The sequence below is a fragment of the Pseudomonas luteola NBRC 103146 genome (assembly GCF_002091675.1).
In the GTDB taxonomy this organism is placed as follows: domain Bacteria; phylum Pseudomonadota; class Gammaproteobacteria; order Pseudomonadales; family Pseudomonadaceae; genus Chryseomonas; species Chryseomonas luteola.
The window spans coordinates 1-12,574 of sequence record NZ_BDAE01000051.1 but is presented as its reverse complement, the minus strand read 5'-3'; the positions used below and the strand labels follow the sequence as shown (position 1 = coordinate 12,574).

The window sequence follows — 12,574 nt, the reverse complement described above, 5'->3', positions numbered from 1 at the left end:
CATCTACTTTGGGCTGTTTACAGGATTTTTTTGTACTCAAGCAGGCAAACCATTCTCTCTGTGCCAAGGCTTATAGAGATAAATGCAAACTTTTCTGTCGAGTGGTACCAGCTTCGCTTATAAAACAGAGCCTTTGAGTCTGTGCAAAACGAAAACTCGGTATATAACCAAGCAGCTAAATATTTATGTTCCCCCATTTCGCGCCTACAGGCGCGGGGGGGCCCAAAAAGGGGACCATGTAATGATTAAGCTGCTTGCTAGTTATTGCGCCCTTCCAGTCATTGCACGCCGCATAAACCTCAGTGCTTTCCTATCTGTATACAACGGCGTCGTTTCACTCCTTCACGGCGCAGCCTACCGGCATGCCTCGCAAGCGAGACATCATAGTTAACAAAGAGACGATCTATATTCAGTCGAAAAATCAGCGCAGAATCAGCAAAACAACCGAAGAGAACATTCCATGCCTGTAAATGCTGCTGTATTGGCTGATAAACAGCTATCCAAACTACAACAGCTGCCTCCTTCCTACTGGACGCCAGGGGAGCCAGAAAAAACTGATGGTTTTGTCTGGCTTACTCTGGAGAGACGGTATTGGAAAAGCATTGAACGATGGACCGTCTTAGGCCTTTACGATAAAGGTAGCTGGTATGAGCTTATCGACCTTGATGACGGATCTGGTGAACCTGAAATTGACCAGATTGATGACAGAATTTTGTCTTGGGCTTCTGTCGATAGGACAATGAGCGTGGCTGCTTTGTTGCTCAATGAGCCTTCCCCCGATCTTAGTAAGCCTGAACCGCTGACTTACATCGATTGACCCTGGCTGAATCAATCTGAGTCAGGGTATTCCTGTCGTGCATGCAGAACGTTTACGACTTCTACTGTTCCAGCTGTTACACGGTAGACCAAGATGTAGTTTGGATGAGCTACGACTTCACGCGTTCCAGGAACACGCCCAGCTCGGTAAAGGTAGGGATGCTCAGCTGCAGGAAGAATTGCGCTTTCTAGTCTAGCTAGCATGTCGCTAGCGGCAGTTGGATTTTGCTCAGCGATATAGCGAATGATCTTAGCCAGATTGTTACGGGCAGTAGTACGCCAGTGAATAGGTAACATGGGGTGGTTCCAATGAGTGACTAAGCCTCTATCGGGCTGTCACGACCTCAGCGGAGCAAGCCTTAGGCCGAATAGGCTGCGATATAGGCTTCTACCTGGGCTCTTGAAGAAGATACATACGAGCACGAGCCAAAGTCACCGGTAATAAGGCTTCTGGCTGTTCTATCCTCAAGTTTTTCCTCCTGTAAGGCCCCCCATTGACCGTTCGGAAGCTGGAGTAAAAGCCAGGATGATGCATATTCCTCCCGCACCATTTCCCTTGCGATTGAGCATATATTGAATTCCGCCGATCCTGTCATGCTTTCTACCATTTTCCTTAACGTTTACGTGCGGCCTCGATAATACCTTGCATGTCTGCCATGACCTGATCATGAGGAATAGTCGGCTTAGCATCAGACAATGAGGCTTCTACCTGACGGCGGAACCAAGCGTCATAGCTGGCTGCCTGTTCCTCAGTTTCGAACTCAGACACGATAGGGGATAGTTGAGCTGCCATGATGTAGATCTCTAACTGGATACCCTCAGTCTAACTGATTTAGTCTGCCAAGCTAGACAGCTTGTCGTCCTCTCTTCATATAAACCGGAGTGTTTATGGAAAGAAACTATAAAAAATACGTTGAAGACGTTACCGAAGACATCAAAAAGTGTATTGAGGATATGGCGTGCCAACCAATCTTATTTGTAGGTTCTGGTTTAACCAGAAGGCACCTAAACGGTCCTGGTTGGGAAGCATTATTGAAGTATCTTGCTGATCAGTGCCCTGATATTGACCGTAATTTTGCCTACTATAAGCAGCGGCACCATGAATATGTTGATATAGGCACAGTGTTCGCTGAAAAATATAATGACTGGGCTTGGACGAAAGGCGAACCGCCATTTCCAGAGCATTTGTATGAAGACGGAAACCCGCCTGATATATATCTAAAGTATACTATTTCAAAATTCTTTGAAAGACTTCTAGAAGAAGAAGAGCTTATGAAGCTAGAGGAAATAGAACTTCTTCAAAGAATAAGACCGCACTCAATTATAACAACTAATTACGATAGGCTATTGGAAAAAATATTTCCTGAATATACCTCTATCATAGGTCAAAAAATACTTTACGCAAACCATTCAAGTGTGGGTGAAATATTTAAGATTCATGGCTGTGCTTCGGAGCCAGATAGTATTGTCATTACGAGAGAGGACTATAACGAGTTCATAAGAAGAAAGAAGTATTTAAGTGCTAAGCTGCTAACCTTCTTTGCTGAGCATCCTTTAATTTTTATAGGCTATGGTGCAGAAGATCCTAATATTAAAGCTATTCTAGCCGATATAGATGAAATATTGTCTGAGGACGGTAAATTAATACCGAACATATACATATTAGAGCGTGACGAGTCAGATTTGACTGAGCAATATCCTCGTAGAGAACGCCTAATCCGTGTCTCTGAGCATCGTGGAGTGATTATTAAAAGTATAGTTGCTGGAGACTTCTCGTGGGTTTATTCAGCTTTTGGTGCTCATGGTGCTCTTAATAATGTCGATCCGAGGCTGCTCAGAGCCCTTCTAGCAAGAACTTATGAACTTGTCAGATCTGATATTCCAAGAAACCCTGTTCAGGTTGACTACAAGGTTTTAGCTAATGTTACCGAAGAAAAAGGAGCACTAGCTAAACTGTATGGAATTTCTGATAGCTCAGATGGTTTAGCTTTTAATCTTAACTACCCATATACATTAACTGCCATTGGGCAAGCATTAGGGTACAATTTCTGGCATAAATGCGACAGAATGTTGAAATTAATAAAGGATGAGACTGGGGTCGACTTAAAGTCTTTTGATAATAAGTATCACTGCGCAATAATGAACGGAGACGAAGTTCAGACACATCGTTATTCTGAGTGTTTTAAAGAGCTTCTAGAAAAAGTTAGAAGTGGTGAAGATTTTAGGAGCGAAGTTATAGCAGAGGCTAAATCAAAAGCTAATTGATATTTAAAAAGCTTTCCTCTGTTAGGATTTTCCATTCAAAGTAATTGGCTTTCGGCTACCCGATAAGCGAAAGCCAGGCTAATTTGACTCGTATTTTTTGCTCTCTTGTGTTCCTATCAATTCTTTTACCCGACACTAGACACCAGACAAAACCCTACAGTGCCCGACATGCCTAGCCTAACCCTTGGAAGAATGGCCAAACTCTATGGTTTACATAGATCAAGTCTTTACCAGGCTGTAGCTGAAGGGCGCGTTTCTTCTGGACATGATGGTAAAGGTCAACGAGTAATAGACCTAGCTGAGATGATTCGTGTCTATGGAGAGCCTCCTGCATCTACCCGACACCCAATACCTAATAACCCGACATCCAGCACAGCCCAGCCCGACACCATCCAGACACCCGACATAGCAGCTCTTATCGAGGAGTTAAAAGCATTACGTGGGGAGATAGCAGAGCTGCGAGAAACGATGAAGTTTTTAGAGCATAAACCTAACTCTATTGAATCTGGAAAAAAACCGGAGTCAGAAGATAACTGGGCTAATGATCTAATAGATTCATTACGTCAGCGAAGCAACTTTAAGCTTTAAAATTATAACTAACATCATTTTCATTACTTTCAATCCATCTAGCCGGGAGCCAATATGAATGAGCTCGAAGTCCAGCCAGATCTACAATCCAAACGTTCTGAGGATTTCTACTCAGCGTCAGTTTTAGCCAATGCCCGCCAACGTGAATGCCCTGATTGTGGTGGGCCATTAGTACGGCGTAATAGCGTTAGGCAAAGCGCAATATTGCGAGAAATTAGTTTTAAATGTGAAAACTTCCTTTGTGGGGCAACCTTCAAAGGATATGAAGAGATTGTTTATCGTTTAAGGGTTCCAGACCCCTGTAATCCTCTAGTAAAACTTCCTGTTTGTCCTTCTAGGAAACATGCCACACCTAAACATACGGGAAAGCCAGTTAAAGGAGCTTGCCCTGAGTGTGGCGATAAAATAAGACAGATCCTTGTTCCAACTGACAATCCTTACACCTATGTCCTATATCTGCATTGCTCGCGTAACGAGTGCTCTTGGAGTGCAGAGGGTCAAGCCAGTCTTGAGTATAAGTCGAAAAAGGAGTTGTTAGTTGTAAGCGAACCGGTTACAAGCCCAGCTACATGAATTAAATATTTGTCTCCGGGAGTATTAAGCGAGTTTCACTCGTTACTTCTGGAGATACTTTATGTCCCGCCATTCGTTTCAACACCTCACCACTATCACGCCTGGTAATCGCCTATTACGGGTAAAAACCGTCCAGGACAAAACAGGCATGTCCCGTCCCGCCATCTATGCCGCGATTCGTAGGGGTACTTTCCCTGCTCCTTTGCCGATTGGATCGCAGTCTGTCGCTTGGCTTGAAGCTGAGGTAGACGCCTGGATCCAGGCCCGTCTAGACGCCCGTAATACCGCCTTAGCCATTTCTTAACTTCATCTTGTAAATCCGAGTTTTACAACTCGTGCTACGAGAGAAAAAGAGGGAAAGCTGGGAAATTAGCGGCAGTTGTGACGCGAAATCCTGTTTTCGGTCACCGGAAAAGCAGAAATGGCCGCGACCAAACAAGTGATCAGGAAAGCCTCGAGATATGACTGGAGAAACCCTGCTTAAACGCGCCGAGGTGCTCAAGTGCCTTGGTATCAGCGCAAAGACCCTAAGAGCCATCATCCGAAGTGGTGATTTAGCTGCACCGGTAACGCTTCCGGGAGGTGGTCGTCGTTATCTCCAAAGCAGCGTTGATGCTTTCTTAAAGGGGCTGCTTGAACAGCATGTTCTGGAGTCTGGTTTAGCCGAAGCCGATCAGGCAGACGGCAACTAAGCATCCCTTACCTGCTTCTCCTAGCGGTGATGTGGCAGTCCTCAGAGAGGCGGGCAAGGGAGCATTTCTGGATAAGGGTGCGTGGGGACAAGCCTTTAACCAACCAAAGGAAACAAATGATGAAATTAGCAAAGCAAATAAGCATCGAGGTCAATGGCAAGACCTTCAAGGTGAGCCGCTTCAATCTGAGTCGTGAGGAAGCCATTGCCCTACATCAGGGGCTTGGTCGCGCAGTGGGCTTGGAACCGCCTAAATCGCAGGAGATAGGCGTTTTTAAGGTTGAGACCGAAACCGAGCCGGCACCTTTTAAGGGGCATGGCCACAAGCTGACCGATAACGGTCGGGTTCTCACCGAATTCTGAGTACAAAAGCCCCTGCTAGGCGTAATGGCAGGGCTTTTGGAGGACACCGCATGTATCACGAGCGTGGATCAAAGCCGACGCCTTTCTACAGCTTCTGCGCGGATCGCTTCCCCACCACAATCGACTCTCTAACGTATTTCTTTAAGCACGCTCAGGCTGCTGCTGCAGAAATTGGGGGAAAGCTAGACCAACTGCCTCACCTGGATGGTGAGCGGCATTACTTGTCCGATTTAGAAGGAAAGGCTGATCAACGACATTACTACGTAGGCAGTGTAGACCAAGATAAAGACGGCACAGTTTGGCCTTGCGTAACGTTCGGTACCTTCAAAGATGGTGGCCGAACTGCCCTTTGGAAACCGCGTAACTTGGCCTGGACTATGTTCCAGGGAGAGCCTCACAGGCCTGCAGTTAGTGATGAGCAGCATGCTGAATATGCAAGACAAGCAGAGGCTGTAAAGGCTAAAGCAGAGGCTGCCAAAGCGTTCCAGGAGGCTCAAGCAGAAGAGGGCCAGCGCGCAGCAGCTCAGGCAGCTTGTGAGGCTTGGCAAGTTGCCCAAGCCTGCACTGTTCACGGCTACCTCACACTCAAGAATATTGCCGCCTATGGTCTTCGCCTAGCGACGGCTAATCGCAAGGCCAGACTTTGGCATAAGGATGAAGGTCGCTGGATCGAAGAGGCGACAGTTGTTCGTGCAGGAGATCTATTGATCCCTGCGTTTGATACTGATGGTCAACTGGTCAACCTACAGCGGATCGACAGTACAGGTAAAAAACGCTTCGTAATGGGCGGTAAGGTAAAGGGCACTTTCTTCCGCATTGAAGGTAATGAGCCCGTTTGGCTGGTGGAAGGGTATGCCACAGGGTCAACTGTTCGTGCCGCTACCGGTTGTGCCGCAATCGTAGCATTTAGCGCTGGGAATCTTCCTGCCGTAGCCAAGCCGCTTGCTGGCCAGCTACAGGCTGTGGCTGCAGACAATGATGAGAGCGGAGCAGGCCTTAAAGGGGCCGAGCTAACGGGACTCCCTCATGTTATGCCTCCTACTGTTGGCCAGGATTGGAATGATTTTGCTGCGGCTCATGGCTTGGCAGCTGTGGCAACAGAGTTGAGCAAGCTTCAGTTGCAGAAGTCCCAATTCGTGAGCGTTGACTTCCCAGACTTGAGCGCTAAGGGCAATCCGCTAAATACGTTACAGAACTTGGAGGCGCTATTAGCAGCGCTGCATATCGAGGCACGCTACAACCTGGTCTCGAAGTCCATAGAGATCCAGGTACCGGGGCTTATCGCTACCGTTGATAACCGAGCCAATGTTGCGTTGACCGAATTGAGCAGCCATGCCGCTCGGCACCGCATGCCTCGTGAAAGCCTAATGGACTACATCAAGGCGATTGCAGACCGGCGCTCCTACTCTCCGATTGCAGAGTGGATCTGTTCTAAGTCTTGGGATGGACGTGATCGAGTATCTACGCTTATCGCCAGCCTAGAAACTGAGAATAACCAGCTTAGAGACGTCTTGGTAAAGCGCTGGCTCATCAGTGCTGTAGCGGCAGCTATGCGCCCTAATGGTATGTGGTCGAAAGGCGTCCTCACGCTTCAGGGTGAGCAAAATCTAGGAAAGACATCCTGGTTTCGGGCGTTAGTACCGGCCGAGCTGCGGCATTTACTCCGAGAGGGGCTATGCCTGGACGCGCAGAACAAAGATAGCGTGATGACTGCTGTTTCCCATTGGCTAGTTGAGCTAGGCGAACTAGAGGCCACACTGCGCCGTGATATGGAGGCCCTGAAGGCTTTCATCACCCAAACGGTTGACCGGCTGCGTCGCCCTTATGACCGGGTCGACTCTGAATTCCCACGCCGTACCGTCTTCTGCGCTTCGGTGAACTCTGATCGCTTCCTAAAGGATGCCACCGGCAATACACGCTTTTGGGTACTGCGTTGCCTGCGAATCAATCATGCCCATGGACTCGATATGCAGCAGGTATGGGCTCAGGTCTTTGAGCAGTACTACCAAGCCGGGGAACAGTGGCATCTCACCGAGTGGGAGGAGGAGCTACTAGCCCAATCGAATGATCGATTCAGGGAAGTCAGCCCAATTGAGGAGCTAATTCCTAAGCGCTTTGACCTGAAAACGGATCCGCGTCAGTGGATCACAGCAGCCGAAGTACTTTTGCTTTTGGGCTACGACAAGCCATCCAGGGCGCAGCAGATCGAGACTGGCCATGCCCTTAGAAACCTCAATATTCCGTCTCGCATCAAGCAGGGCCGGAGCTTGTACCACTTACCACACGCCAAGATTGGCAATTGACTAAAACAGCGAGAAACCTATGCAAGCCGCTATAGAGCACACGTCACTTTCACCTAAAGTACAAGAAGTCCTAGCGTCCTTTAACGAGGAACGTGATGAGTATCTGGACCTGCAAAAGCAATTCAGTGAAGTGTTTCAGGAAACTAACCGCTTAGAAATGACTGCTGCCGCATTCGAGGCCGATGCTGAAAAAGCTAATGCTGCCTGGAAAGAGATGGCAAAAGCACGTAAAGCTGATCAACGTAAAATTAACGCGGAGATCGAGCGCAGCGTACAGCTGAAGCAGGACGCGGAAAAATTCAGCCGCACAGCCGCTGTACGAAAGGAGCTTCATGGTGAGTTTGTTATCAAGCTTTCGGAAGCTCGTTTTTATCTAGCTCAGAGGGTAGAGCCGGTTAACCGGGTCTATCGAGGCGAGCGTATGAATCAGCTATTAGCTACTGAAGGATTCGTAGATCTCCTGCATGAACTATATAAGCTTCATTCAGAAAACTTTTTCAGCCTTTTAAACAACTCTGCTGAGTCTTGGGAAAGGGCGCTGGCTGGGGCTACATTTGAGGAGCGCAAAAAGACTTCGGATCTCGCCTTTGTTGAGATGTTAGAGAGACACTTCCATAAACCAAGCATTAACACTAAACCTTGGCATATCGTCAGTCTTCCAGGAGCAGTAAAAGGGGAAATTATTGCCCAAACAGCGGGAGCTTTAGCCAAACTCAAAAAGAATGGAGGAGAGTTACCGCTTGAAGCTTTAGGACCAGGTGCAATTCCCTCGGCTCCTGCTCAAGGCTTGAAGAGGGTTCAATAATGGGCAAGTGGATAGGCGTTGATCTCGACGGGACGCTTGCCGAGAGCAATGGGAAACCCGAAGGCACAATTGGGAAACCGCTCAAGCCTATGCTCGATAGAGTGCAGGAGTGGGTTCAGGCGGGGCAGGAAGTGCGAATCTTCACTGCTCGAGCAGACTCCCCCCTGGAGCGGCTGAAAATTCAGCGTTGGCTGGAGAAATACGGCTTAGGGAATCTAGCAGTTACCAACAAGAAAGATTGGGAAATGCAGGAGCTTTGGGATGACCGCGCTATTCGTATGAAGCCCAATAAGGGCGAACCCTGCGGAGAATGTGAGGGTAAATCCAAATTCTCTTATTCATGCTGCTATTGAATCAAAGTGCTTAACTACAAAAAGCCGCCTAGAGCGGCTTTTTTGTGCTCGCCTTTATAAGTCCTTAGAAGCTGTTAAGAGAGGCGAAGTCCTTATGTTTCGTTGGTCATAAACCCGCAGCAGCTTTGCTGCTGTAGCGCTACCTGCACATTACATGACGGAAGTAGAGACTAGCACCCGGCGCGCGCAGTTGTCCCCCCACGACGCCTGGGGGCTAAATAGGTCGTTTTTTCTGCACTTCTGCACCCTATTCAAAGCCGCAGCCTGCCTGGGGTGCAGGCCATAAAACGATCTCAAAAAACCCTGCAAAACCCTGCACCTAGGGGGCTTTTCAGGAAGGGGATTTATGAGGCTTTTGGCGAGGCCTTTGGTCTTTTCCAAATTCGCTGGAAAAACACTGTGCTCACACGGCTTCACTTGTCTTGGCAATGCACTTTCATTCCGTGCTTTTTGAGACCAGCAAGCCTTTTGAGGAAGAGGTGGATTGAAAAGGTGGATAGGTGGATAGGTGGATAGGAGGTGGATTGAAACTAGCTTAATCCACCTAGGCTGAAAGCCTTTATCCATGGGGCTTTGAGTGATTTAGGTGGATATAGGTGGATTCAAAGTATTAACAAAGGCAGAGCTATAAGGGGGAGGCTATTGGAGCCTATAGGTAGGTATTTATAGAAGTTCATCCACCCAATCCACCTAGGTGACCTTCCTGTGTAGCTAAAAGCCGCGCCGCGCCTTGCTTACAGGGGAGGTGGATTGAAAGGGTGGATTCCATCCTGTTTTGCTCTGCTAGCCCAGAAATGGGCCGTATTAAGAACAGACCTGCCAGGCATAAAAACTGGTGTCATAAATTACTGAATAGGGTTTTATGGCACCATGGTTCATATAGAACCGTTTTATGACACCAGAGACGTGCACCATGAGCCGTATTTTTGGATACGCGAGGGTATCAACTGCTGAGCAACATACAGAGAACCAACTGAAGGCACTCGAAGCTGCAGGATATGAGTTACCACCTCACCGCTATTTTGAGGAGCGGATCTCTGGGCGAGTAAAGGCGATGGATCGGCCAAAGTTCAAAGAGATGGTAAACAAGCTTGAGCCAGGAGACAGCGTGGTTGTCTTAAAGCTGGATCGCCTAGGCCGAAACGCTAGTGACATCCTAGATACGGTCAATCTGCTGCAAGATATGGGCGTAAAAGTTCTGCTCTTGGATCATCACGCTGGAGACCTCACTAGCTCAACTGGGCGGCTTTGGTTAACCATGCTCGCGGCCTTTGCTCAGTTCGAGAGTGACCGAATTCGTGAGCGGACCTTAGAGGGACTTGCACGGTCAAGCAAAAAGCCAGGACGGCCTCCTGCAGATAAAACCTCGGCAGCAATTCAGCGATGTCGTGCCAAAGGGTTTAGCCAATCGGAAACGAGCAAGGCCACAGGGTTTTCCCTTTCGACTGTCAAAAGGTACTGGATATCTGCTGCCTCTGGTCAAACCAATCCATAAAGTTACCTTTTCGCTTGCGTGACCACTCACGCACAATTAACATGTGACCACTCACGGTAATTCATATGATTTCCGAGAACGAAAAAAAGTTGGCTAGGGATCGCCAAGCCCGCCGACGTGAAAAGATGGAAAAAAATGGTTTTAAGCGGACAACAGTATGGATTCATGTTGAAAGCGAGCAACAAGGAAAAGAGGCAGCCACTCAAGGTGAAGCGTTTGAGCCTATCAAGCCAGGCGTGAGAGATGCCGCTAGTTGGGCACTTGGATGGATAGCTGAAAAGGAAAGGGGCAAAAGCCAGTAGCAAGAAGGTGCTTGGCAGGTGCGCTAACACCTACCAAGCGATTACACGGCGAAATCTTGAAGGAGCCCGCCATGCAACATGTAAAGAATACACGACAAGCAGCAGAAGCGTACGCCTGGCTGCAGCAAGGCCGTACTGTACGAATTCGTGCGATTAATTGTCGTGATTTAGTCCGACATGCTCAGGCACTGGCTAGGGTTGAGCAATACGCTAAGTTGGGGAGAGCTGCATGAGCTATAGCAGCTGCTATCTACTGACAGAGGAACAATACAACAAGCTTGAACGGGTAAAACTCTCCCTGGATAGCCTGACAGACCTGACTCTTAACTCTAGAAAAGGGATGATGCTTCGTGCTGAGGCCGTTGGTGAATTAATTTCACTACTAACGGAAGAGGTGAGCATCGCTCTTAAAGACGTCCCTTTTGGCTCAGGAATACCTCAGACGTGAAGGAAAGGAAGCTTGAGATTCTTTGATTCCTAAATGACCGTTCGTCGTAAATTTTAATATAGTAGGGCATAACGCTTCGCTTCCCTTAGCGTGCAGTCATTTATAGCCATGTTTTTTTTGTGGTTTAAGCAAAAGTTTTAAACATCTTCTATTTTTCGTTTTCATGAATGAAAAAAGATAGATTCGATAAACTTCTTGCTTTGTAACAGAACGAGATGAGTTGATTCGGTAAAATTAAAATCACACGAAATCACACGAAATCACACGATTTTGAACCGAATTGAACGGTATCTTGAACTTGCAAGGCGAAGCGAAGCACAATATTGTTAACGGTAGAAACGACAAAGCCCCGCTAAGCGGGGCTTTGAAGAGTACGAGGCGCCTGCCAGCGCTGCGTACTTCTAGGTCTCGGGAAATTCGGTTTTGACGGGCCGGAAGACGAGACCTGTTAGCCCTAATTCTGGCCTTTCTTTTAAAGGCTTTCAAGGCTTCCAGGATCTCATCCCGAGTTTGATCGAGTGACAGCGCGTAACGTGCTGTTTGGATGAGCTTAGAAAAATCATGGAAGTTGTACGTGGTTACGGTGCTTTGGAGTCATGCGTATGAGCATGTCATCCATAAGCACACTGATGCAGCATCGCCCTCGCCGTAAAAGTTTCCCAACTGGTTCGCCTGAAGCTGGGTTCTATTCGCCTGTTTCCCTGCAAGGTAGCCGAGTTCTCCCTAAATCAGCTAAAAAGCGCTTACCTGGACTCTCTGAAAAGCAGGCCAAAACGTTTCTAGGTACAGCCGTTGAGCGAGTGAAGACAGAGGCTCGGGAACGCCATGGCAAGTGGCTTCGTCGATTTGATTGTCTGCATCTCTCTGGTCGTCGTACCCGGCAAGAACGCTGGAATAGCTTCGCAGCCATCATGGGGCCTGCTTTGGCAAGAGTTGATCTGGCAACCATGGTGCTTGGTTATGTAAACGACAATGGCGAGTTCCGCCTAAATCGTCAGCGAGGCCTGTCGGAAGACAGCGGTATTTCAGAAAGCGCTGTATCCCGAGTGCTCTCTTCGCTAGAAGAGGCTCAATACATTCGACGTAAGCAAAGACGGCTATTTCATAATGGCCAACGCTGGATCACGCGTACGATGATCATTTTAAGGCCCCGCCTGTTCATCGATCTTGGCCTGGCTCATCAGTTGGCTCAAGCCCGCACCCGCAAAAAAGAGAAACGCCGTCTACAGCTGGCTGAGTTTGCTCGTCGAAAGCTGCAGCAGGTACGGCAGATTGCTGCCAATAGCCAAGCCAAGCAGGCGCGCCGTCGCAGCTTTCAAGCACGTGAACGGCTGGCTGAAGAGCTATTGCAAAATGAGCAGAGAGTTCAGGCTAATCGCAACATAGCCGCCCTTATTTGCACGCTGCATGAACAGAATCCTCACCTAAGCGATGATGAAGTTCGGCGAAGGGTACAAGCACTAAGATAAATAGCTCCTAAAACGCACCGTCTCCTTGGCGGGGCCTTCGCTCGACCATTTTCCTACCTAGCTCCAAAACCCTACCGAAACGCGCTGAAATCTCTTTAAACGG

Annotated in this window: 16 protein-coding genes; 14 read left to right on the top strand and 2 right to left on the bottom strand. The window is 48.2% G+C overall.

The genetic code is table 11. The annotated features are described in order from the left end of the window. Window positions 1-460: 460 nt before the first annotated feature. Window positions 461-817: a hypothetical protein gene (locus tag PLU01S_RS24485; protein ID WP_074830467.1), complete on the top strand. Its 357-nt coding sequence runs from the start codon at window positions 461-463 to the stop codon at window positions 815-817. 11 nt (window positions 818-828) lie between these two features. Here the strand turns inward: PLU01S_RS24485 and PLU01S_RS24480 are convergent, their stop codons facing one another. Then, window positions 829-1,113: a type II toxin-antitoxin system RelE/ParE family toxin gene (locus PLU01S_RS24480; protein WP_074830470.1), complete on the bottom strand. Its 285-nt coding sequence runs from the start codon at window positions 1,111-1,113 to the stop codon at window positions 829-831. Window positions 1,114-1,429: 316 nt separating this feature from the next. Then, the gene (relB, locus tag PLU01S_RS24475) at window positions 1,430-1,609 is read right to left on the bottom strand and encodes a type II toxin-antitoxin system RelB family antitoxin (RefSeq protein ID WP_074830475.1); all 180 of its coding nucleotides are present in this window, start codon (window positions 1,607-1,609) and stop codon (window positions 1,430-1,432) included. Between the two features lie 95 nt (window positions 1,610-1,704). On the opposite strand from relB, the gene PLU01S_RS24470 reads away from it, so the two are divergent. From PLU01S_RS24470 to PLU01S_RS24415, 13 genes are all read left to right on the top strand, one after another. Further along, window positions 1,705-3,081, top strand: coding sequence for an SIR2 family NAD-dependent protein deacylase (locus tag PLU01S_RS24470; RefSeq protein ID WP_074830478.1), 1,377 nt, complete (start codon window positions 1,705-1,707; stop codon window positions 3,079-3,081). Window positions 3,082-3,249: 168 nt separating this feature from the next. Then, window positions 3,250-3,669, top strand: coding sequence for an entry exclusion protein 1 (locus tag PLU01S_RS25600; RefSeq protein WP_139208982.1), 420 nt, complete (start codon window positions 3,250-3,252; stop codon window positions 3,667-3,669). A gap of 54 nt (window positions 3,670-3,723) precedes the next feature. Beyond that, the gene (locus PLU01S_RS24465; protein WP_074830481.1) at window positions 3,724-4,242 is read left to right on the top strand and encodes an ogr/Delta-like zinc finger family protein; all 519 of its coding nucleotides are present in this window, start codon (window positions 3,724-3,726) and stop codon (window positions 4,240-4,242) included. A gap of 61 nt (window positions 4,243-4,303) precedes the next feature. Further along, on the top strand, window positions 4,304-4,546 hold the full coding sequence (locus PLU01S_RS24460; RefSeq protein ID WP_074830484.1) for a helix-turn-helix transcriptional regulator: 243 nt from the start codon (window positions 4,304-4,306) through the stop codon (window positions 4,544-4,546). A 157-nt stretch (window positions 4,547-4,703) separates the two neighbouring features. Continuing rightward, window positions 4,704-4,934: a helix-turn-helix transcriptional regulator gene (locus PLU01S_RS24455; protein WP_074830487.1), complete on the top strand. Its 231-nt coding sequence runs from the start codon at window positions 4,704-4,706 to the stop codon at window positions 4,932-4,934. Between the two features lie 116 nt (window positions 4,935-5,050). Next, window positions 5,051-5,296: a hypothetical protein gene (locus PLU01S_RS24450; protein WP_139208984.1), complete on the top strand. Its 246-nt coding sequence runs from the start codon at window positions 5,051-5,053 to the stop codon at window positions 5,294-5,296. 50 nt (window positions 5,297-5,346) lie between these two features. Next, on the top strand, window positions 5,347-7,599 hold the full coding sequence (locus PLU01S_RS24445; RefSeq protein ID WP_084339947.1) for a VapE domain-containing protein: 2,253 nt from the start codon (window positions 5,347-5,349) through the stop codon (window positions 7,597-7,599). A gap of 19 nt (window positions 7,600-7,618) precedes the next feature. Further along, window positions 7,619-8,404, top strand: a complete 786-nt coding sequence (locus PLU01S_RS24440; RefSeq protein ID WP_074830456.1) for a hypothetical protein — start codon at window positions 7,619-7,621, stop codon at window positions 8,402-8,404. Further along, window positions 8,404-8,757, top strand: a complete 354-nt coding sequence (locus tag PLU01S_RS24435; protein ID WP_074830459.1) for a hypothetical protein — start codon at window positions 8,404-8,406, stop codon at window positions 8,755-8,757. Before PLU01S_RS24440 ends, PLU01S_RS24435 begins: the two co-directional genes overlap by 1 nt. Window positions 8,758-9,670: 913 nt before the next feature. Further along, a complete protein-coding gene (locus PLU01S_RS24430) occupies window positions 9,671-10,252 on the top strand; it encodes a recombinase family protein (RefSeq protein WP_074830496.1) in 582 nt (193 codons plus the stop codon). Between the two features lie 65 nt (window positions 10,253-10,317). Beyond that, window positions 10,318-10,554 (top strand): hypothetical protein, encoded by a 237-nt coding sequence (locus PLU01S_RS24425; protein ID WP_233432248.1) that lies wholly within the window; start codon window positions 10,318-10,320, stop codon window positions 10,552-10,554. A 229-nt stretch (window positions 10,555-10,783) separates the two neighbouring features. Beyond that, entirely contained in the window at window positions 10,784-11,002 is a 219-nt protein-coding gene (locus PLU01S_RS24420; RefSeq protein WP_074830461.1) for a hypothetical protein, read from the top strand. A 602-nt stretch (window positions 11,003-11,604) separates the two neighbouring features. After that, complete coding sequence (locus tag PLU01S_RS24415; protein ID WP_074830464.1) at window positions 11,605-12,471, top strand: hypothetical protein; 867 nt, start codon at window positions 11,605-11,607, stop codon at window positions 12,469-12,471. The last annotated feature ends 103 nt before the right edge of the window (window positions 12,472-12,574 follow it).